This window comes from Streptomyces chartreusis (genome assembly GCF_008704715.1).
Lineage (GTDB): Bacteria > Actinomycetota > Actinomycetes > Streptomycetales > Streptomycetaceae > Streptomyces > Streptomyces chartreusis.
In genome coordinates this window covers 4,198,134-4,218,816 of sequence record NZ_CP023689.1, presented here as the reverse complement: position 1 = coordinate 4,218,816, position 20,683 = coordinate 4,198,134, and the positions used below count along the sequence as shown (strand labels likewise).

Annotated in this window: 16 protein-coding genes and 1 riboswitch; of the genes, 10 read left to right on the top strand and 6 right to left on the bottom strand. The window is 70.6% G+C overall.

The window, feature by feature from the left end; translation table 11 throughout:
• Window positions 1-14 precede the first annotated feature (14 nt).
• The 4 genes from nuoL to recQ all read left to right on the top strand — a co-directional run bounded on the left by nuoL (window position 15) and on the right by recQ (window position 7,330).
• A complete protein-coding gene (gene nuoL, locus CP983_RS18000; protein ID WP_150500464.1) occupies window positions 15-1,928 on the top strand; it encodes an NADH-quinone oxidoreductase subunit L in 1,914 nt (637 codons plus the stop codon).
• Window positions 1,929-1,933: 5 nt separating this feature from the next.
• Window positions 1,934-3,505 (top strand): NADH-quinone oxidoreductase subunit M, encoded by a 1,572-nt coding sequence (locus CP983_RS17995; RefSeq protein WP_125527281.1) that lies wholly within the window; start codon window positions 1,934-1,936, stop codon window positions 3,503-3,505.
• Window positions 3,502-5,151 carry an NADH-quinone oxidoreductase subunit NuoN gene (nuoN, locus tag CP983_RS17990; RefSeq protein ID WP_107904226.1) on the top strand — a complete coding sequence of 550 codons (1,650 nt, stop codon included), beginning with the start codon at window positions 3,502-3,504 and terminating at the stop codon, window positions 5,149-5,151. Before CP983_RS17995 ends, nuoN begins: the two co-directional genes overlap by 4 nt.
• A 166-nt stretch (window positions 5,152-5,317) precedes the next feature.
• Window positions 5,318-7,330: a DNA helicase RecQ gene (recQ, locus tag CP983_RS17985; protein WP_150506670.1), complete on the top strand. Its 2,013-nt coding sequence runs from the start codon at window positions 5,318-5,320 to the stop codon at window positions 7,328-7,330.
• A gap of 34 nt (window positions 7,331-7,364) precedes the next feature.
• On the opposite strand, the gene CP983_RS17980 is transcribed toward recQ, so the two are convergent.
• A complete protein-coding gene (locus CP983_RS17980) occupies window positions 7,365-8,303 on the bottom strand; it encodes a M56 family metallopeptidase (RefSeq protein ID WP_107904224.1) in 939 nt (312 codons plus the stop codon).
• A gap of 348 nt (window positions 8,304-8,651) precedes the next feature.
• A complete protein-coding gene (gene fahA / locus CP983_RS17975) occupies window positions 8,652-9,872 on the bottom strand; it encodes a fumarylacetoacetase (RefSeq protein ID WP_150500462.1) in 1,221 nt (406 codons plus the stop codon).
• A 308-nt stretch (window positions 9,873-10,180) separates the two neighbouring features.
• On the opposite strand from fahA, the gene CP983_RS17970 reads away from it, so the two are divergent.
• A complete protein-coding gene (locus tag CP983_RS17970) occupies window positions 10,181-11,011 on the top strand; it encodes an HAD family hydrolase (RefSeq protein ID WP_150500460.1) in 831 nt (276 codons plus the stop codon).
• A gap of 52 nt (window positions 11,012-11,063) precedes the next feature.
• On the opposite strand, the gene CP983_RS17965 is transcribed toward CP983_RS17970, so the two are convergent.
• Together CP983_RS17965 and CP983_RS44955 are read right to left on the bottom strand one after the other, a co-directional pair.
• The gene (locus tag CP983_RS17965) at window positions 11,064-11,792 is read right to left on the bottom strand and encodes a transglycosylase SLT domain-containing protein (RefSeq protein ID WP_150500458.1); all 729 of its coding nucleotides are present in this window, start codon (window positions 11,790-11,792) and stop codon (window positions 11,064-11,066) included.
• A 5-nt stretch (window positions 11,793-11,797) separates the two neighbouring features.
• Window positions 11,798-11,966, bottom strand: a riboswitch (cyclic di-AMP (ydaO/yuaA leader).
• 488 nt (window positions 11,967-12,454) lie between these two features.
• Window positions 12,455-12,577 carry a hypothetical protein gene (locus tag CP983_RS44955; RefSeq protein WP_268256296.1) on the bottom strand — a complete coding sequence of 41 codons (123 nt, stop codon included), beginning with the start codon at window positions 12,575-12,577 and terminating at the stop codon, window positions 12,455-12,457.
• A gap of 207 nt (window positions 12,578-12,784) precedes the next feature.
• Here CP983_RS44955 and CP983_RS17960 point away from each other — a divergent pair, with 207 nt between their 5' ends.
• The 5 genes from CP983_RS17960 to CP983_RS17940 all read left to right on the top strand — a co-directional run bounded on the left by CP983_RS17960 (window position 12,785) and on the right by CP983_RS17940 (window position 18,615).
• Window positions 12,785-13,795, top strand: coding sequence for a polyprenyl synthetase family protein (locus CP983_RS17960; RefSeq protein WP_107904219.1), 1,011 nt, complete (start codon window positions 12,785-12,787; stop codon window positions 13,793-13,795).
• A 178-nt stretch (window positions 13,796-13,973) separates the two neighbouring features.
• Complete coding sequence (locus tag CP983_RS17955) at window positions 13,974-14,990, top strand: CHRD domain-containing protein (RefSeq protein ID WP_229914943.1); 1,017 nt, start codon at window positions 13,974-13,976, stop codon at window positions 14,988-14,990.
• A 305-nt stretch (window positions 14,991-15,295) separates the two neighbouring features.
• Complete coding sequence (locus CP983_RS17950; RefSeq protein ID WP_150500454.1) at window positions 15,296-16,564, top strand: LolA family protein; 1,269 nt, start codon at window positions 15,296-15,298, stop codon at window positions 16,562-16,564.
• A 52-nt stretch (window positions 16,565-16,616) separates the two neighbouring features.
• A complete protein-coding gene (locus CP983_RS17945; protein ID WP_229914942.1) occupies window positions 16,617-17,726 on the top strand; it encodes an ABC transporter ATP-binding protein in 1,110 nt (369 codons plus the stop codon).
• Window positions 17,713-18,615 (top strand): ABC transporter permease, encoded by a 903-nt coding sequence (locus CP983_RS17940; protein WP_150500451.1) that lies wholly within the window; start codon window positions 17,713-17,715, stop codon window positions 18,613-18,615. The genes CP983_RS17945 and CP983_RS17940 overlap by 14 nt, the downstream gene beginning before the upstream one ends.
• A gap of 63 nt (window positions 18,616-18,678) precedes the next feature.
• Here CP983_RS17940 and CP983_RS17935 read toward each other — a convergent pair whose 3' ends face one another.
• Window positions 18,679-19,263 (bottom strand): flavodoxin family protein, encoded by a 585-nt coding sequence (locus CP983_RS17935; protein ID WP_150500449.1) that lies wholly within the window; start codon window positions 19,261-19,263, stop codon window positions 18,679-18,681.
• A gap of 146 nt (window positions 19,264-19,409) precedes the next feature.
• Window positions 19,410-20,681: an amidase gene (locus CP983_RS17930; protein WP_150500447.1), complete on the bottom strand. Its 1,272-nt coding sequence runs from the start codon at window positions 20,679-20,681 to the stop codon at window positions 19,410-19,412.
• Window positions 20,682-20,683 lie beyond the last annotated feature (2 nt).

The following is a 20,683-nucleotide window of genomic DNA, read 5'->3' as shown; positions in this document are numbered from 1 at the left end:
GGTCGGAAGAAAACGTGGAGAACCTGATTGCGCTGCTGATCGCGGCGCCCCTGCTCGGAGCGGCCGTCCTGTTGTGCGGCGGCCGGCGGCTGGACGCCGTCGGCCAGTGGATCGGCACGCTCCTGTCGTTCACCTCCTTCGCCTTCGGCGTGGTCCTCTTCGCCGACCTGCTGGGCAAGGACCCCGAACAGCGGACCCTCACCCAGCACCTGTTCAGCTGGATCCAGGTCGAGGGCTTCCAGGCGGACGTCGCCTTCCGCCTGGACCAGCTGTCGATGACGTTCGTGCTGCTGATCACCGGCGTCGGCTCGCTGATCCACCTGTACTCGATCGGGTACATGGAGCACGACGAGCGGCGCCGCCGCTTCTTCGGCTATCTGAACCTGTTCCTCGCGGCGATGCTGCTGCTCGTCCTCGCCGACAACTACCTGCTGCTGTACGTCGGCTGGGAGGGCGTCGGTCTCGCGTCGTACCTGCTGATCGGCTTCTGGCAGCACAAGCCCAGCGCCGCCACGGCCGCGAAGAAGGCCTTCCTCGTCAACCGCGTCGGCGACATGGGCCTGTCGATCGCGATCATGCTGATGTTCTTCTGGTTCGGAACCTTCGCCTTCGGGCCGCTGCTCGGCGGCGAGGGGGAGCCCGGCCTGGCCGCCGACGCGAGCGAGGGCAAGCTCACCGCGATCGGCCTGATGCTGCTGCTCGCCGCATGCGGCAAGTCCGCCCAGGTACCGCTCCAGTCCTGGCTCGGGGACGCGATGGAGGGCCCGACCCCGGTCTCCGCCCTCATCCACGCCGCGACGATGGTCACCGCGGGCGTCTACCTGATCGTCCGCTCCGGCGCCATCTTCAACGCCGCGCCCGACGCGCAGCTGGTCGTCACGATCGTCGGCGCCGTCACGCTCCTGTTCGGAGCGATCGTCGGTTGCGCGAAGGACGACATCAAGAAGGCACTCGCCGGCTCGACCATGTCGCAGATCGGCTACATGGTCCTCGCCGCGGGCCTCGGCCCCATCGGCTACGTCTTCGCGATCATGCACCTGGTGACGCACGGCTTCTTCAAGGCCGGGCTGTTCCTCGGCGCCGGTTCCGTCATGCACGGCATGAACGACGAGGTCGACATGCGCAAGTACGGCGGTCTGCGCAAGTACATGCCGGTCACCTTCGTGACGTTCGGCCTCGGCTACCTCGCGATCATCGGCTTCCCCGGTCTGTCCGGCTTCTTCTCCAAGGACAAGATCATCGAGGCCGCGTTCGCCAAGGGCGGCACCGAGGGCTGGATCCTCGGCGGCTGCGCACTGCTGGGTGCCGCGATCACGGCGTTCTACATGACGCGCGTGATGCTGATGACGTTCTTCGGCGAGAAGCGCTGGCAGCCGGACGAGAACGGCAACGAACCGCACCCGCACGAGTCGCCGAAGATCATGACGATCCCGATGATCGTGCTGGCCGTCGGATCGGTCGCCGCCGGTGGGTTCTTCAGCATCGGTGACCGCTTCATCCACTGGCTGGAGCCCATCACCGGGCACGACCACGGCCACGCGCCGATCGGCGCGGGAGTCATCACCGGCGCGACCGTCGCGTGCATGGTCATCGGCGTCGCCATCGCCTACGGCCAGTACGGCCGCCGCCCGGTCCCGGCCGTCGCCCCGCGCGGGTCGGTGCTCACCCGGGCCGCCCGGCGCGATCTGTACCAGGACGACTTCAACCACGTCGTCCTCGTCCGCGGCGGCGAGCACCTCACGCGGTCCCTGGTGTACGTCGACCACACCCTGGTCGACGGCGTCGTCAACGGCACGGCGGCCTCGGTCGGCGGCCTGTCCGGACGGATGCGCAGGCTCCAGAACGGCTTCGTGCGGTCCTACGCGGTCTCGATGTTCGGAGGTGTGGCGATCCTCATCGCCGCGACCCTGCTGATGAGGGCGGTCTGATACCGATGTCCTTTCCTCTGCTGACAGCCACGGCGGTGCTCCCGGCGATCGGGGCGATCGCCACGGCCGCCGTACCGGCCGCGCAGCGCACCGCCGCCAAATGGCTGGCGCTGCTCGTCTCACTCGGCACACTCGCCCTCGCGATCACCGTCCTGGTCCGCTTCGACCCGGGCGGCGATCGCTATCAGCTCACCGAATCCCACTCCTGGATCGCGGACTTCGGGGTCCGCTACGAACTCGGCGTGGACGGCATCGCGGTCGCGCTGATCGCGCTGACGGCGCTGCTGATCCCGTTCATCGTCCTCGCGGGCTGGCACGACGCCGACCCGCTGGAGACCGGCAGCAAGCGGTGGCGGCCGACCCAGGGCTTCTTCGCCCTGATCCTGGCCGTCGAGGCGATGGTGATCATCTCCTTCGAGGCCACCGACGTCTTCCTCTTCTACATCTTCTTCGAAGCCATGCTCATCCCGATGTACTTCCTCATCGGCGGCTTCGGGGACCGTGCCCACGAGCACGGCGAGAAGGTGGCCTCCACGCAGCGGTCGTACGCGGCCGTTAAGTTCCTGCTCTACAACCTGGTCGGCGGTCTGATCATGCTGGCCGCGGTGATCGGCCTGTATGTGGTCGCCGGGAACTTCAGCCTCCAGGAGATCGCCGAGGCCCGTGCCAACGGCACGCTCGACATGGCGACCAACACCGAACGCTGGCTGTTCCTCGGCTTCTTCTTCGCCTTCGCGGTGAAGGCGCCGCTGTGGCCGCTGCACACCTGGCTGCCGAACGCGATGGGGGAGGCCACCGCACCGGTCGCCGTCCTCATCACCGCGGTCGTCGACAAGGTGGGCACCTTCGCGATGCTCCGCTTCTGCCTCCAGCTGTTCCCCGAGGCCAGCAAGTGGGCGACACCCGCGATCCTCGTCCTGGCGCTGATCAGCATCGTCTACGGGGCGCTGCTCGCGGTCGGCCAGCGCGACATGAAGCGCCTGATCGCGTACGCGTCGATCTCGCACTTCGGCTTCATCATCATGGGCATCTTCGCGATGACCAGCCAGGGCCAGTCAGGCGCGACGCTCTACATGGTCAACCACGGGATCTCGACGGCCGCGCTGATGCTGGTGGCCGGCTTCCTGATCTCCCGGCGCGGCTCGCGGCTCATCGCCGACTACGGCGGTGTGCAGAAGGTCGCCCCGGTGCTCGCCGGCACGTTCCTGATCGGCGGCCTGGCGACGCTGTCGCTGCCGGGCCTGGCGCCGTTCGTGAGTGAGTTCCTGGTCCTGGTCGGCACGTTCACGCGCTACCCGGTGATCGGCATCATCGCCACCTTCGGCATCGTGCTCGCCGCGCTCTACGTCCTCGTCCTCTACCAGCGGACGATGACGGGCCCGGTGAAGCCGGAGGTCTCCGCGATGCCCGACCTCAGGGTCCGGGAACTCGTGGTCGTCGCCCCGCTGGTCGCCCTGCTGCTCTTCCTGGGCGTCTACCCGAAGCCCCTGACGGACATCGTCAACCCGGCGGTCCAGCAGACCATGTCCGACGTACACAAGAAGGATCCTCAGCCCGAGGTGGAGGCGGCCAAGTGAGCACATCTGCCGTCCACAGCCTGTGGACAACCGCGGCCGAACCGATCTCGAAGATCGACACGCCGAAGATCGAGTACGGGCAGCTGTCGCCCGTCCTGATCATTGTCGGCGCGGCGGTCGTCGGCGTGCTGATCGAGGCGGCCGTACCGCGCAAGACGCGTTACTACGCCCAGGTGTTCGTCGCCGTCGTGGCGCTCGTCGCCGCCTTCGCCGCGGTCGTGGCGCTGGCGGCCGGCGGATACGCCACGACCAAGTCGGGCATCGCCGCGATGGGCGCGATCGCCGTCGACGGACCCGCCCTGTTCCTCCAGGGCACGATCCTGCTGGCGGGCCTGGTCGGCCTGTTCACCTTCGCCGAACGGCGGCTCGATCCGGAGGCGCACGGCAACCGGGTCGACTCCTTCGCCGCGCAGGCCGCGTCCGTGCCGGGCAGCGACAGCGAGAAGGCCGCGGTCAAGGCCGGGTTCACCACCACCGAGGTGTTCCCGCTGCTGATGTTCGCCATCGCGGGCATGCTGGTCTTCCCGGCGGCCAACGACCTGCTGACGCTGTTCATCGCCCTGGAAGTGCTCTCGCTCCCGCTGTACCTGATGTGCGCGCTGGCCCGGCGCAAGCGGCTGATGTCGCAGGAGGCCGCGGTCAAGTACTTCCTGCTGGGAGCCTTCGCCTCCGCGTTCACGCTGTTCGGCATCGCCATGCTGTACGGGTACGCGGGCTCCGTGTCGTACGCGACGATCGCGCAGGTCGTCGACGGCACGGTGCCGGACGTCAACCCGGCGCTCGCGGACACCATGGGCAACGACGCGCTGCTGCTCATCGGCTCCGCGATGATCGTGATGGGCCTGCTGTTCAAGGTGGGCGCGGTCCCGTTCCACATGTGGACGCCCGACGTCTACCAGGGTGCGCCCACGCCGGTGACCGGGTTCATGGCGGCGGCCACCAAGGTGGCGGCGTTCGGCGCGCTGCTGAGGCTCCTGTACGTCGTCCTGCCCGGCCTGCGCTGGGACTGGCGGCCGGTCATGTGGGGCGTGGCGATCGTCACCATGCTCGGCGGCGCGATCATCGCGATCACGCAGACCGACATCAAGCGACTGCTGGCGTACTCGTCGATCGCGCACGCGGGGTTCATCCTCGCGGGTGTCATCGCGACCACGCCGGACGGGGTGTCGTCCGTCCTCTTCTACCTGGCGGCGTACTCGTTCGTGACGATCGGCGCGTTCGCGGTGGTCACGCTGGTGCGCGACGCCGGCGGTGAGGCCACGCACCTGTCCAACTGGGCCGGTCTGGGCCGCCGTTCACCGCTGGTCGCGGCCGTGTTCGCGGTGTTCCTGCTGGCCTTCGCCGGTATCCCGCTGACCTCCGGGTTCGCCGGGAAGTTCGCCGTGTTCAAGGCGGCGGCGGAAGGCGGGGCGGCCCCGCTGGTCGTGGTCGGTGTGATCTCGTCCGCGATCGCGGCGTTCTTCTACATCCGCGTGATCGTCCTGATGTTCTTCAGCGAGCCGCGGCCCGAGGGCCCGACGGTCGCCGTTCCGTCGCCGCTGACGATGACGGCGATCGGCGTCGGTGTCGCGGTCACGCTGGTGCTGGGTGTGGCGCCGCAGTACTTCCTGGACCTGGCGAACCAGGCGAGCGTGTTCGTGCGCTGACGCGACGGCCTCGTGCATCACGGCTGCGGCCCGGCACCCCTTCCGAGGGGTGCCGGGCCGCAGCCGTGTCGAGGTGGGTGCGAGCCTGTGGATAACTCCGGCACTGTCGGTCCTGGCCCCTATCGTGGAGGCAGTGGTCGAGGGACGACGTACGGGGGACATGACGATGGGCGCGACGGGTGGGATCAGGGAGATGCCAGGGGTGACCGAGACGGCGCAGACCGGCGGCAGTGAGGCGCTGGCCATGCTGCACCGGGTCTTCGGATACGAGGCCTTCCGCGGCGAGCAGGAAGCCGTCATCGAGCATGTGGTGGCGGGCGGCGACGCGGTCGTGCTCATGCCGACCGGTGGCGGAAAATCCCTCTGCTACCAGATCCCGTCCCTGGTCAGACCCGGTACGGGCGTGGTCGTCTCCCCGCTCATCGCACTCATGCAGGATCAGGTGGACGCGCTGCGGGCGCTGGGCGTGCGCGCCGGGTTCATCAACTCCACGCTGGACTTCGACGAGCGCCGGGTGGTCGAGGCGGAGTTCCTGGCGGGCGAGCTCGACCTGCTCTACCTCGCACCGGAGCGGCTGCGCCTCGACGCGACGCTGGAGCTGCTCTCCCGCGGCAAGATCTCGGTGTTCGCCATCGACGAGGCGCACTGCGTCTCCCAGTGGGGCCACGACTTCCGGCCCGACTATCTGTCCCTGTCGCTGCTCGGCGAGCGCTGGCCGGACGTCCCGAGGGTCGCGCTCACGGCGACGGCCACCCGGGCCACCCACCAGGAGATCACCCAACGCCTGAACATGCCGGCCGCCCGGCACTTCGTGGCGAGCTTCGACCGGCCGAACATCCAGTACCGGATCGTGCCGAAGGCCGACCCGAAGAAGCAGCTGCTGAGCTTCCTCAAGGACGAGCACGCGGGCGACGCGGGCATCGTGTACTGCCTGTCCCGCAAGTCGGTGGACGCCACGGCCGAGTTCCTGGCCCGCAACGGCATCGAGGCGGTGCCGTACCACGCAGGGCTCGACGGGGGCACGCGCGCGGCGCACCAGTCCCGGTTCCTGCGGGAGGACGGCCTGGTCGTGGTCGCGACCATCGCCTTCGGAATGGGCATCGACAAGCCGGACGTCCGCTTCGTCGCCCACCTCGACCTGCCCAAGTCGGTCGAGGGCTACTACCAGGAGACCGGCCGCGCCGGCCGTGACGGCCTCCCCTCCACGGCCTGGATGGCCTACGGCCTCAACGACGTCATCCAGCAGCGCAAGCTGATCAACTCGGGCGAGGGCGACGAGGCGTTCCGGCGCCGGGCCGCCTCCCACCTCGACGCGATGCTGGCGCTGTGCGAGACGGCCCAGTGCCGGCGCGGCCAGCTGCTCGCCTACTTCGGCCAGGACGCCGAGCCGGTGGGCTGCGGGAACTGCGACACCTGTGTCACCCCGCCGGAGACCTGGGACGGCACGGTCGCGGCGCAGAAGGTGCTGTCGACGGTGGTGCGGCTGCAGCGTGAGCGCGGCCAGAAGTTCGGGGCGGTGCAGATCGTCGACATCCTGCTGGGGCGGCGCACCGCCAAGGTGATCCAGTTCGATCACGACCAGCTGTCCGTGTTCGGCATCGGCGAGGACCTCGGCGAGGGCGAATGGCGGGGCGTCGTACGGCAGTTGCTGGCGCAGGGGCTGCTCGCGGTCGAGGGGGAGTACGGGACGCTCGTGCTGACCGAGGCCAGCGGGTCGGTGCTGCGGCGCGAGCGGGAGGTGCCGCTGCGGAAGGAACCGAAGAAGCCGGCGACCTCGCGGTCGGGGTCGGGTTCCGGCGCGCGCGGGGAGAAGAAGGCGAAGGCCGCGGCGGCCGAGCTGCCTCAGGAGCTGGTGCCGGCCTTCGAGGCGTTGCGTGCCTGGCGTGCCGAGCAGGCTCGGGAGCAGGGGGTCCCGGCGTACGTGATCTTCCACGACGCGACGCTGCGGGAGATCGTGACCGTGTGGCCCGCCTCCGTGCGGGAGCTCGGGAGCATCAGCGGGGTCGGCGAGAAGAAGCTGGCCACGTACGGGGAGGGCGTGCTCGAGGTGCTGGTCTCGGCGCGGGGTGAGTCCGGGGCCGGTTCAGAGGCGGCGTCCGACGCGGCTCCTGCGGCGGGGCACGGGATGGACGACTGGCCCGAGATGGAGATGGAGCCGGAGCCGGAGGACTGGGCCTAGGGAGGGTCGGGGACCCGACGGTCCGGCACCCCGGTCACGCCAGTGCCGTCAGCCCCGGTGCGAACGTGATCAACAGTGGGAGCAGCGGAATCAGTGCCGCCAGCGTCGTCGTGAGCGCGCGGTCGCGGCGGCCCAGGCGGGGTGGGGGCTGGAGGAGGCGGTCGACGCGTTCGCCCAGGAGGCGGTGGGTGGACGCGCAGGACAGGACGCCCCGGTGCTGGTTGAGCTCGATCAGGGCCAGGGCCGTCGTCAGGTGACCGCAGCGGCGGGACGCCGTGTCGTCGGCGGCCAGTTCGACCAGGCGGTGGGTCTGGTCGCAGAAGTGGGCGAACAACGGGATGCGGGGGAATCCGGTGGCGAGCGCGGTGGAGAGGTGCAGCAGCCAGTCGTGGCGGGCGCGGGCATGGCCCCGCTCGTGGGTGAGGACGGCATCCAACTGGTGGTCGGTCAGGCGGTGCAGGGCACCGGTGGTGACGATGAGCTGGGCCGGGCTGCCGGGCATCCACCAGGCGTCCGGGTACTCGTCCTCCAGCACCAGCAGCGGGCCGCGCGCCGAGCCCAGGCCCGCGGGCAGGTCGGGGGCGCGTTCGCGCAGGTGGGCCCTGGCCACGCCACGTCGCCGGCGGGCCTCGACGGTCTCGCGGGCCAGCATCGCGGTCGTCCAGGCCGCACCGCAGGCCAGCAGCAGCGTGAGGGCGGCGGCCCAGGCGGGCGCGGCCGAGAGGTCGTACGCCTCCGTCACCGACGGCGGAGCCGGAGCGAAGAGCTGGGCGCGCACCGTGCCGAAGACCGCGGCCGTGCCCAGGGACAGGGCCGTCAGGCAGCACAGCAGGACGGTGGCGACCATGCACTGCCACACCCAGAGCGCGACCACAGGTTCCCGTTCGGGCCAGGTGGCCCGGGTCAGTGCTCGGGGGACGGGTACGGCGGCCGTCAGGGCGACGATGCTCAACAGGAGCATGCAGACGGTCATGCCTTGGTCTCCGGATCCTGGGCAGGAAGATGCGCGGGCGGCCGTGCAGGGCGGCGGGCCGCGAACGCCGGACACGGCTCGCATCCCACCGCCAGTCAGTATGACGGTGACCGCCGGCGGAGTCAGGGGGAAGGACGCGCCGAATGCGCGCCCCGGACGACCGTACGGCCGGGGCGCCGGTGCCGTCGCCGCTGACGCGAAACGTCCTGCGGAATCAGCGAGTTGGCCCCGACCTCGACAAGCGAGTGAGCACCGGCCTCGACTTCGGCCCCGGCCGCCGTCCCGGCCCCGGCCGCCGTCCCGGTGTCGGCCCCGCTCCCGGTCCGGGCCGCCCTCCCCGCCTCGCCGTCACCCCGCCGCGATGCGCCCCGTGACCTCGCCCAGTCCCACCCGGACCCCGCCGGGCCCCGGTGCCCAGGCGGACAGGGTCACCACGTCGCCGTCCTCCAGGAACGTCCGCTTGCCGTCGGGGAGTTCGAGCGGGTCGCGGCCGTTCCAGGTCAGCTCCAGCAGTGAGCCGCGTTCGCCTTCCGTCGGGCCGCTGACCGTGCCGGAGCCGTACAGGTCGCCGGTGCGCAGCGAGGCGCCGTTCACCGTCATATGGGCGAGCTGCTGGGCGGCGGTCCAGTACATGGTGGAGAAGGGCGGCTCGGAGATCACGTGGCCGTTGACGGCCACCGAGATACGCAGGTCGTAGCCGCCGGGTTCGGTCTCGGAGCCGGAGTCGTCCAGGTACGGCAGCAGGGGGTGGGTGCGCTGCGGCGGTGCCACCCGCGCGTCGTCCAGGGCGTCCAGCGGGGTGATCCACGCCGACACCGACGTGGTGAACGACTTGCCGAGGAAGGGGCCGAGGGGGACGTACTCCCAGGCCTGGATGTCGCGTGCCGACCAGTCGTTGAGCAGGCACAGGCCGAAGACGTGCTCCCGGTAGTCGCCCAGCGCCACCGGCTCGCCCATCCGCGACGGCGTGCCGACCACGAAGCCGACCTCGGCCTCGATGTCGAGCCGGATCGACGGGCCGAAGACCGGCGCCGGGTCGGTGGGGGCCTTGCGCTGGCCCGACGGACGTACGACATCCGTGCCGGACACGACCACGGTGCCGGAGCGGCCGTGGTAACCGATCGGCAGGTGCTTCCAGTTGGGGGTGAGGGAGTCCTCGGCGTCGGGGCGGAAGATCTGGCCGACGTTCCGGGCGTGGTTCTCGGAGGCGTAGAAGTCGACGTAGTCGGCGACCTGGAAGGGGAGGTGCAGGGTCACCGAGGACAGGGGGTGGAAGAGGTCGCGGACGACCTCCTGGTGCGCGGGCACGGTCACCCATGCCGTCAGCGCGCGCCGTACGTCCGACCAGGTGGTGCGGCCGGCGGCGAGCAGCGGGTTCAGGGAGTCCTGGGCGAGCAGCGGGGCGTAGGGCGAGCCGAGGGCCTGGGCGGCCCTGCCCGCGTCGAGGACGTGATCGCCGAGCCGGACGCCGACCCGTCGTGCGGAGTCCGAGCCGGGGAGGGAGAAGACACCGTACGGAAGGTTGTGCGTGCCGAAGGGGTCGCCCTCGGGGAGATCGAAGGGGGGCATGGGGTGCTGCCTCACTCTCATACGCTCCGTATGCCATGTGGTCGGTCGGGCCACACGTTACGTGTGAGCCGCCTGCCTTGGGCAGTGCAAAAAACCGCGTCGCGGGGACCGGTGGAACGGCGGCTCGTCACCCCCGGCGGGGCCCCGGGCGTAGCGCACGGCCACGTCGGAGTGAAATCACAGGGGCAGGAAGGCAGTTGTGCGCGCAATAGCACAAATGGAACCGGAACAGGTGTCAACACATGTGAACCCAGCAGCCGTCCGGTTCAGGTCGAGTCGATGGGGCTTCCTGTCCGTATTCTCTGATCATGGCCCCACCCATCGCATATTCACTCATCGCCACTGACCTGGACGGGACGCTGCTCCGCGGTGACGACACGCTGTCCGACCGTACCCTCGACGCGCTCGGGCGGGTGGTGGCGGCCGGTGCTCAACACCTCGTCGTCACGGGGCGGCCGGCGCCCAGAGTGCGGCCGCTGCTCGACATCCTGGGCAGTACGGGGCTCGCGGTGTGCGGGCAGGGCGCGCAGCTGTACGACGCCGGCGCGGACCGTCTGCTGTGGTCCGTGACGCTGGACCGGGAGCTGGCGGAGACCGCGCTCGGCAAGATCGAGGCCGAGGTGGGGCAGGTGTACGCGGCCGTCGACCAGGACGGCGTCGACGGGCTCACGCTCATCGAGCCGGGGTATCTGATGCCGCACCCCACGCTGCCCGCCGTACGCGTCAGGCGCCGCGACGACCTGTGGTGCGAGCCGATCAGCAAGGTGCTGCTGCGCCACCCGACTCTGTCGGACGACGAGTTGGCGGCGACGGCGCGTGCGGTGGTCGGTTCGCTGGCGACGGTCACCATGTCGGGGCCCGGCACCGTCGAACTCCAGCCATGCGGCATCACCAAGGCGACCGGACTCGCGCTCGCCGCCGAGCATCTCGGCCTCGGCCCGCGCGAGACGATCGCCTTCGGGGACATGCCCAACGACATCCCCATGTTCGACTGGGCCGCCCGTGGGGTCGCGATGGCCAACGCGCACCCCGAACTCAAGGCGGTCGCCGACGAGATCACGGCCTCGAACGAGGACGACGGCATCGCCGTCGTCCTGGAGGGACTGTTCGCGGACACCCTGACGCGTATCACCCGGTAAGGGGTGATACGCGTCGATGGGTGGCTCGCTGCTCCCCGTAGGGCCGCTGCTTCTAGTAGGGCCCGTTCACGTTGTCGATCGAGCCGTAGCGGTCGGCCGCGTAGTTGCACGCGGCCACGATGTTCGCGACGGGGTTGTAGGGGTCGTACACGGTCCCCGGCACGTGGTAGGCCGCGAAGGTGGGGTCGATGACCTGGAGGAGGCCCTTGGACGGGGTGCCGGCCACGGCGTTGGAGTCCCAGTTGTTGATGGCCAGCGGGTTGCCGGACGACTCACGCATGATGTTGCGGTGAATGCCCTCGTACGAACCCGGGATTCCGTTCTGTCCCATGATGTCCAGGGCGTTGCGGATCCAGCCGTCGAGGTTGTCCGGGAACGTCTTCACGGAGGACTGGGTGGCCTGCGCGACGGAGGACTTCTTGGCGGGCGCGGCGGCCTTGGAGGCCGTCTTGCCCGGCGTGCTGACCTTCTTGGTCGCCCGGACCTTCAGGTCGGTGCCCGGGTGGATCAGCCGGGGGTCGTCGCCGATGGCCTTGCGGTTGTCCTTGTAGAGCTGCTTCCAGCCGCCCTGGGAGTCGTAGCGGTCGGCGATGCCGTAGAGCGTGTCGCCCTTCTTGGTGGTGTACGCGACGGAGCCGACCTTCGCCGTCGCGGGCTCGGCGGCGGTTGCGGCGGTCGCGCCCAGGAGGGGGAGGGCGAGAGCGGCGGTGCTGGTTCCGGCGATGACGGCACGGCGGGTGAGCGGGGTGGTGCGGGGGCGGCGGTGCTTGCCTCGGGGCATGGCGCTGTTCCTCTCCGACGCCTGCGAGGTGAGCTGTCGGGTTCGGGCGGGAGATGCCCGGCCGGGCCACCGTGCGGCAGCGCGACTTCACCCCTAGCCGGGCCGGCGCGCCATGAAGGCGTCCGGTCCGGCGGCTTACCTGGGTCCCCCGCTCCTGCCGTGCGTTTGTGAGTTACGTGGGTGGATGACTCGGGCGGCGGCAGGATTAGGCGTCCGCCCGACGAGCGGGAACGTATGCGAGAGCACATGCCCGGAACAAGTGCCGTCGTCACCTGTAGGGCAGTTTGACCTTGGTCTGAGGCGAATGAGGCGCTTGATCCTTTGCGGTTGTTAATCCTCAACTTGCTTTCGGGGCAAGGCGGGAAGGGATGCTGTCGGAGGGGTGTGTCGACGGGCGTGAGTGACCCAACTCACTGGCAGGCGCAAGAGCGGCAAATCGGGCAATGGCTCCAACTCGCCTTTATCCGGCTGTCCGTGGAGTCCGTTTTTCCCGTGCTGGACGGAAAAGCGCGCCTTCGCCCTGCGTGCGGACCGCCTCGCGATGATCTCCGTTCCGTCCAACGTGCGTGCGCGCAAGGGGAGTTCCGTCGCGCCATGGCCAGCGCTTCCGGGCGCATATGTCGACCCTGAGGGTGGAACCTCGTGCGCGGTGCGAGTCGTTGTCATGGCAGTCCTCCGTCCGGCCGGCGGAGGGTGTGATCGGTGAGCCGGCCGTCGACGGGGGAGGTCAGATGGGTGAGGGCGGCCGGGACGGCCGGGACGGCGGCGGGGCCGGTTCGGGACACGGCTCGCTACTTCCGTATAAGTCGATCGATATCCGGCCTTATCAGGTGATCAAAAACATACCGGCCGTGATCCGATACCGCCCGTGGTGGACGGGTGGGCGGCATCGGTGATCGAAACCTGACCGGATACGCTGACTTGAGTGATGGCAGCGACCTATCGACAAACCGTGTAACAGCCAGTGGACACCAGCAGACAGGAGACCCCTCGTGACCGTCGTCGGGCCGTTCGGGCTGAGCGTGCGGGACCAGGCTCTGGAAGCCGATGTCCAGGCCGGATTGGCGGCTGTCGAGGAGGGATTGCTCGAAGCCACCAAGAGTGAGGTCCCCTTCATCACCGAGGCCGCCCAGCATCTGGTGCGGGCGGGTGGGAAGCGGTTCCGGCCGCTGCTGGTGATGCTCGCGGCCCAGTTCGGGGACCCGTACGCGCCGGGGGTCGTCCCCTCGGCCGTCGTCGTCGAGCTCACCCATCTGGCCACGCTGTACCACGACGACGTGATGGACGAGGCGGCCGTACGGCGCGGGGTCGACAGCGCGAACGCCCGCTGGGGGAACTCCGTCGCCGTGCTGACCGGCGACTTCCTCTTCGCGCGGGCCTCGCACATCCTCGCCGACCTCGGGCCCGAGGCGGTCCGGGTGCAGGCCGAGGCGTTCGAGCGGCTGGTCACCGGGCAGATCCTGGAGACGGCGGGGCCGCAGGACGGGCGCGACCCCGTGGATCACTATCTGGACGTGCTCAGCGGGAAGACCGGCTCGCTGGTGGCGGTCTCGTGCCGGTTCGGGGCGATGATGTCGGGCGCCGACGAGACGGTCGTCGACGTGCTGACCCAGTACGGGGAGCGGCTGGGCGTCGCCTTCCAGCTGGCGGACGACGTGCTGGACATCGCGAGCGACTCGCACGAGTCCGGCAAGACGCCGGGCACGGATCTGCGCGAGGGCATCGCGACCATGCCGGTGCTGCGGCTCCAGGAGCGTGCCGCGCGGCTGGGGCTGGCCGAGGACATCGCGCTGCGCGAGCTGCTGGAGTCCGACCTGAGCGACGACGCGCGGCTGGCGGAGGCGCTTGCCGGGCTCCGCGAGCACCCGGCGCTGGAGCAGGCGCGACGGGACACCGTCAGGTACGCGGAGGAGGCGCGGGCCGCGCTGGCGCCGCTGCCGGACATGGACGCGAAGGCCGCGCTGATGGAGCTGTGCGACGCGGTGGTGCACCGGGCGGGCTGAGGATCGGCCGCCCCCAGTCGGATCGGCCATCCCCTCTCGGATCGGCCACCCCCACTCGGTACGTGACGCACGTCACAAGCCTGGACTGAGTCCAAACTAAGATCCGCTCCGTATGAATGCCCAGAAGCTGACGCAGGGGGCGTCAGCTGCATTACGGGGAGAAAACAGAATCATGGGCATGAAGACGACGTTCTCGAAGCGCCGCAACAGCCTGATCGTCACCGCCGTCGCGGTGGCCGCCGCCGGTGGTGTCGCCGCCGCGGTGATTCCCGCCTTCGCCGCCGGAGGTGACCGCGCCGACCACGCGGGCCACGCCGGAAGCGACACGCAGGGGATCGTGAGCCAGAGCGGGACCGCCCGCGGCACCGGCGGCAGCGGGGGCACGATCCTCGCGGCCTCCCTCCGCGGGGCCAACGAGGTGCCCGTCGAGGGCGGGCCCGCCGTCGGGGACAAGGACGGCGCCGCTCTGGAGTTCGTGAAGGTCAAGGGCGACAAGGTGTCCGTCGCCGTCACCTGGCGCGGCACCGGCCGGCCGACCGCCCTCCACATCCACCAGGGCGCCAAGGGCACCAACGGCGGCATCAAGATCGACTTCGGCGGCCTGCTCGGCAGGAGCAAGGGGCACAGCGTCACCGGCACCGTCGAGGTGAAGGACCCCGCCCTGCTCAACACCCTCAAGAACGACCCGAGTTCCTTCTACGCCAACCTCCACACGGCCGAGTTCCCGGGCGGCGCGGTGCGGGGGCAGCTCCACAAGGTCACCGTCGCCGGGTTCGACTTCCGCGACGCGCTCGACAACTTCCAGGCCTCCGTCGTCAAGGGCAAGCAGATCTACGAGTGCAAGCCGGCCGACGGCGGCGGGTACGCGTTCGCCCAGCGGGACGTCAGCGCCGTGCTCGGCGGCCGTATCGCGCACTCCTTCGTGGCGCCCAACTCCGGTACGCCGCAGTGGATCGCACGGGACGGCAGCGCGGTGACGGGGTCCGTCATCTCCAGGACCCCGAACGGCGAGAAGAACATCCCCGAGCTCGACCTGAAGGCCACTCAGTCCGGCAAGCACCACGGGCTGCTCGCCGACACCGCCGAGATCCTGCGGCTGAACACCGTCGGCGGAGTGGCCCCGACCGGATCCTGCACGCCCGGCGCGATCGTCGGTGTGCCGTACCAGGCGGACTACGTGTTCATCAACGGCTGATCGGCGGCCGCGGCGGCCTGAACGGCCGTCCGCGCGGCGCCCACCCGGCGGCGTTCTCCCCGTCGACCCCTACGGGTCGGGGGAGGCGCCGCCTCCGTGTGTCATACCGCAGGTGTACACGGAGTTGGCTCCGGAGGCTGACGAATCTCCCTGGCCGATTTGGTCAGATGGAGACCACGGAAACACCACTCCTCACCGATTCGGGTGAGAATGGCGGCTACGGGGTGGGCGAGTGCGGGGTCACAGGACTCGCGAGCGAGGGAACGAGACGGACAGCCGCCGCCGACGACGGAGGTAAGGCACACATGGCACCGTACGAATCCGAGGACAGCACGACCGCAGGGGAGGCCGACGACCTGCGCGCGGGGCGTCGCAAGGCCGCGCGGTACGTCGTTCCGGTCGCGGTCGTGGGAATCGCGGCGGCGACCATCGGGCTCGTCCCGGCGATCGCCGACTCCGGCGACCCCGACCTGCCGGACATCACCGCGCAGCAACTCATCGAGAAGATCGCGAAGTCGGACGTGGAGCAGCTGTCCGGCACCTTCAAGATCACCACCGACCTGGGTCTGCCCGACCTCGGCGGGCTGGGTGCCGGCTTCGCCTCCGGCGCCATGGCCTCCGGCTCGGGTGACGGATCGTCCGCCGACCCCTCGGCCAAGCTGACCGAGCTGGCGTCCGGCACGCACACCCTGCGCCTCGCCGTGGACGGCGACGACAAGCAGAAGCTCTCCCTGCTGGAGAACGCCTCCGAGTACAGCCTCATCCACAACGGCAAGGACATCTGGGGCTACGACAGCAAGTCCAACGAGGTCTTCCACGGCACCGCCGACGAGGCGCAGGCGGACAAGGGCAAGTCCGAAGAGGTCCCCGCCACGCCGAAGGAGTTCACCGAGGAGGCCCTGAAGGCGGTCGACGACACCACGTCCGTCACCGTCGACGGCACCGCGCAGGTCGCGGGCCGGGACGCCTACCGGCTGGTCATCAAGCCGAAGCAGTCCGGGAGCACGGTCGGCGCGATCAGCGTGGCCGTGGACGCCGAGACCGGCATGCCGCTGAAGTTCACGCTGACTCCGTCGAGCGGCGGCGCGGCCGTGATCGACGCCGGCTTCACCCAGGTCAGCTTCGCCAAGCCCGCCGGCTCCACCTTCGACTTCACCCCGCCCAAGGGCGCGACGGTCACCGAGGAGGGCGAGCTGGACAAGGCGGCCCGCGAGCACGGCGGCGCCAAGTCCGAGGACGGGCTGGGCAAGGACTTCGAGAAGGAGTTCGGCGGCCCGCTGACCGGAGGCGCGCTGGGCAACGGCGCCGAGGGCGGCCCCGAGGTCATCGGCGAGGGCTGGAACTCCGTGGCCGTCTTCGACACCGGCGGCGAGGGCATCCCGTCCGGCAGCGAGGTCGGCGGCGACATGGGTGGCTTCCTGGACTCCCTGGGCGACAAGGCCACCGGTAAGTTCGGCTCGGGCACGGTCTTCAAGACGCGTCTGATCAACGCCCTCGTCACGGACGACGGCAAGGTCTACGTCGGCGCCGTCACCAAGGACGCGCTCGTGAAGGCGGCGGACTCGGGCAAGTAGCCCACCGCCGACCGCCCCACCCGCACCACGAAGCGAGGAGCCCGAGGCGCCGATGGAGGAACCGCCCGCCGGGAATGCTGACGAGGCCGACCGGAGCCGGCAGGCCGACGAGGCCGCGCACGCCGGTCGGTCCGCGGCGCCCGGTGACGGTGGTCGGTCCGCGGCGGCCGGTGACGGTGGTCGGTCCGCGGTGCTCGGTGAGGGCGGTCGTTCCACGGCGCCCGATGACGGCGATGCCGTGATCGCCACCCACGGCCTCACCAAGCGCTACCGCGGTGGACAGCTCGCCGTGGACGGTCTCGATCTGGCCGTCCCGGCGGGCAGCGTCTTCGGCTTCCTCGGCCCGAACGGCTCGGGCAAGACCACCACCATCCGCATGCTGATGGGCCTGATCGAGCCCACCTCCGGTACCGCACGCGTGCTCGGGCAGCCCATGCCCCGGGCCGCGCGCGCCGTACTGCCGCACGTCGGCGCGCTCATCGAGGGACCCGCCCTGTACGGCTTCCTCTCCGGCCGCGACAACCTCCTGCGCTACGACGCCGCCGACCCCACCGCCGATCCCCGCACCCGGCGCGCCCGCGTCACGGCCGCGCTGGACCGGGTGGGCCTGACGGCCGCCGCCGGCAAGAAGGCCAAGGCGTACTCGCTCGGCATGAAGCAGCGGCTCGGGCTCGCGGCCGCGCTGCTCCAGCCGCGCAGGCTCCTCGTCCTCGACGAGCCGACCAACGGCCTCGACCCGCAGGGCATGCGCGAAATCCGTTCGCTGGTCAGGGAGCTGGCCTCCGACGGCACGACCGTCTTCCTCTCCTCCCACCTCCTCGACGAGATCGAGCAGGTCTGCACCCACGCCGCCGTGATGGCCCAGGGAAGGCTGATCACCCAGGGCGCGGTGGCGGAGCTGGCGGCCGGGACACGCGGCCGGCTCGTCGTGACCACCCCCGACACCGGGGACGCGGCCCGGGTGCTCAAGGAGCAGGGCGCCGGCGATGTCGTCATCACCGACGACCGGGTGACCGCCGAGCCCCCGGACCGTGATCTCGCGGACGTCAACGCGGCGCTGGTGAGGGCCGGGGTCCGCGTCCGCGGCTTCGGCGTCGAACGGGCCTCTCTGGAGGACGCGTTCGTGGCACTGACGGGGGAGGGGTTCGATGTCGCGGGCTGACGTCGTCGAGCAGGGCGGCGCGATCGGAACGGGCCGCAAGCCCAGCCCTCTGTGGACCTTCGGTCTCTTCCGCAGCGAACTCGTCACGACCTTCCGGCGCTGGCGCACCCTCGCACTGCTCGCCGTCCTGGCCGCCGTGCCGATCCTGGTCGGCATCGCCGTGAAGATCGAGACCGGCGACGGCTCGTCCGCGGGCGGTGGACCCGAGGGCGGCGGCGGTCCGGCGTTCATCTCACAGATCACCAACAACGGCCTGTTCCTGGTCTTCACCGCACTCGCCGCGACGCTCCCCTTCTTCCTGCCGATGGCGATCGGCGTCATCGCGGGCGACGCGATCGCGGGCGAGGCGAACGCCGGCACCCTCCGCTACCTCCTCGTCGCCCCCGCCGGCCGCACCCGCCTGCTGCTCACCAAGTACGCGACCACGATGACGTTCTGCCTGGTGGCCACCCTGGTGGTCGCGGTCTCGGCGCTCACCGTCGGCGCGTTGCTGTTCCCGCTCGGCGATCTGACGACCATCTCCGGCACCCGGATCAGCTTCGGCGAGGGCCTGGCCAGAGCCCTGCTGATCGCCCTGGTCGTCGCCGCGTCACTGATCGGCGTGGCGGCGCTCGGCCTGTTCGTCTCGACGCTGACCAACAGCGGGATCGCGGCGATGGCGACGACGGTGGGCCTGCTGATCACCGTGCAGATCCTCGACCAGATCCCCCAGCTGCACGCGCTTCAGCCGTACTTCTTCTCGCACTACTGGCTGTCCTTTGCCGACCTCATGCGCGAGCCCGTCTACTGGGACGATCTGGTGAAGAACCTCGGTCTCCAGGGCCTCTACGCGGCGGTGTTCGGCTCGGCGGCGTGGGCGAGATTCACGGCGAAGGACATCACGGCGTAGGACATCGAGGCGTAGGACATCGAGGCATAGGACCTCACGGCCCAGGACCTCACGGCGTGGCGCTCAGTCGGTCTCGTACGGGAAGCGCGCGAGCGGCGCGTCCTGCGCGAAGAACGTCTTCGCCCGGGCCAGGGCGTCGGCGTCGCCGAGCACGTCACCGGGCTTGCTGCCGTTGCCGAGCAGTACGCCGCCGAAGCGCATCCTCAGGTACGCGGCGGAGTTGCTGAGCGTCCCGACCAGCGGGTCGGCGACCTCCTGCTCCTCGTGCGCGAGCGCGGTGACGCCCCACAGGGTGCGTCCGGCCATGGTCGCCTTGAAGTCCACGCCGGGGGTGCGCAGCCAGCCCGACCAGTAGTCGAGGTAGCGCTTGACGTGGGCGGACACCGAGTACCAGTACAGCGGCGAGACGATCACGACGTCCGTCGCCGCGAGCGTGGCGTCGAGCAGCAGTGCCACGTTGCCCCGGGTCGGGCGCACATGGTCGCTGTCGTGGCGCAGGTCCTCGAAGTCGGGCAGCGGGTGCGCGGCCAGGTCGATCCACTGCTGCTCGACACTCTCGGGCAACTGCTCGGCGGCCCTGCGGGCCAGGAGCTCGGTGTTGCCGTCGGAACGGCTGCTGCCGAGGACGAACAGGAAGCGGCGGGTCATGGTTTCCCCCAAACAGTCGGCCTCCACAGGGGGCCGGATGGTCGGCGTACGACAACTAATCGCATGTGCATTATATGCGTACGCATGTAGCTGTCCAGGGGGACCCCGAAGGATCCAGGCGAGGGGGATCCAGGAGGGCGCTGTGCTCACCAGGGCCCGAGGTGGCCCTCGGCCAGGCCGCCGACGTCGAGCAGCAGTTCCTCCTCGCCGTGCGCCGCCACCAGTTGGAGTCCGACGGGGCAGCCGTCCGGCCCGAACCCCGCAGGGATGCTGATCGCCGGATGCCCGCTCAGGTTGAACGCCCAGGTGAGCGCGGTGGAGTAGCGCTCGCCGGGACCCTCGTGACCGTGCGGCGGGGTGGGTGCCGTCGGCGTCAGCAGCAGCCGGGTGCCGGCGAAGAGTGCGGCCAGCCGGCTGTCGTTCGCGGCCCGGATGCGATGGACCTCGGGGGTGGGCCCCGCGCCGGGCGTCCGCAGGGCCAGCCATGCCGGGGCCGGGTCGTGGAGGCGGAGCGGGGTGCGCGGGGACGTCAGCCGTAGCGCCCCGGCCTCGGCGAGCCGGAGGGCGGCGGCATGGGCGACGGCGACGACGTCCGGGTCGGGGGAGTCGAAGCCGAGGTCGGGGGACCAGACGGCGGTCGGCTGATCGCCGGAGGCGGAGATGGAGATGGAGGTGGATGCGGATGCTGTTACGGATGCGGACCCGGACCCACCCCGGGACGCAGACCCAGCCCCAGGGCCGGCTGCCGTGGCCTTGCCTGACATCACCCGCCAGTACGCCGCCGCATCCCCCACCTGCCGCGTCAGCACCCCCGGCACCATGAGCCCGGTGCGGTCGCTCGACGGCAGTCGCCCGTTGCCGACCTTGAGTCCGACGACGCCGCACCATGCCGCCGGGATCCGTACCGAGCCGGCCCCGTCGTTCCCGGTCGCGAGCGGCACAAGGCCCGCCGCCACCGCCACCGCGGAACCGGCCGAGGAGCCGCCCGGTGTGCGGTCGTGGCGCCAGGGGTTGATCGTGGGGCCGTGCCGGCCGAGCCCCCAGGTCTGCCAGACGGTTCCCGGCCCCGGAACCGACGTCGCTCCCACCGCGACACACCCCGCTTCGAGCAACGGGCCCGCCGTCCCGAGCCCGCGCCGCCCCTTGACCCCGATCGGTACGCCGGCCAGAGGCAACTGCTCACCCGCCGCGACCCGCGCGTCCACCTCGCCGGCCCGCCGAAGGGCGTCGTCGGCCCACACCTCGATGAAGGCGGACAGGACCGGGTCGGCCCGCTCGATGCGGTCGAGGGCCTCCGCGACGACGTCGACCGCGCGCAGGGTCCGCGAACGCACGGCGGAGGCGATCTCCTCGGCCGAGAGGGAGGTGGGTGCGGCGGGAGAGGGGTCCGCGTCGGGGTGGTCAGGTGTACGCGTCATGC

Bases quoted from the DNA above. Each gene is read 5' to 3' on its own strand.
- CP983_RS17995 (WP_125527281.1), top strand. From the start codon at position 1,934: ATGTCCTTTCCTCTGCTGACAGCCACGGCGGTGCTCCCGGCGATCGGG.
- recQ (WP_150506670.1), top strand. From the start codon at position 5,318: ATGGGCGCGACGGGTGGGATCAGGGAGATGCCAGGGGTGACCGAGACG.
- CP983_RS17980 (WP_107904224.1), bottom strand. From the start codon at position 8,303: ATGACCGTCTGCATGCTCCTGTTGAGCATCGTCGCCCTGACGGCCGCC.
- fahA (WP_150500462.1), bottom strand. From the start codon at position 9,872: ATGCCCCCCTTCGATCTCCCCGAGGGCGACCCCTTCGGCACGCACAAC.
- CP983_RS17970 (WP_150500460.1), top strand. From the start codon at position 10,181: ATGGCCCCACCCATCGCATATTCACTCATCGCCACTGACCTGGACGGG.
- CP983_RS17965 (WP_150500458.1), bottom strand. From the start codon at position 11,792: ATGCCCCGAGGCAAGCACCGCCGCCCCCGCACCACCCCGCTCACCCGC.
- CP983_RS17955 (WP_229914943.1), top strand. From the start codon at position 13,974: ATGAAGACGACGTTCTCGAAGCGCCGCAACAGCCTGATCGTCACCGCC.
- CP983_RS17950 (WP_150500454.1), top strand. From the start codon at position 15,296: ATGGCACCGTACGAATCCGAGGACAGCACGACCGCAGGGGAGGCCGAC.
- CP983_RS17945 (WP_229914942.1), top strand. From the start codon at position 16,617: ATGGAGGAACCGCCCGCCGGGAATGCTGACGAGGCCGACCGGAGCCGG.
- CP983_RS17940 (WP_150500451.1), top strand. From the start codon at position 17,713: ATGTCGCGGGCTGACGTCGTCGAGCAGGGCGGCGCGATCGGAACGGGC.
- CP983_RS17935 (WP_150500449.1), bottom strand. From the start codon at position 19,263: ATGACCCGCCGCTTCCTGTTCGTCCTCGGCAGCAGCCGTTCCGACGGC.
- CP983_RS17930 (WP_150500447.1), bottom strand. From the start codon at position 20,681: ATGACGCGTACACCTGACCACCCCGACGCGGACCCCTCTCCCGCCGCA.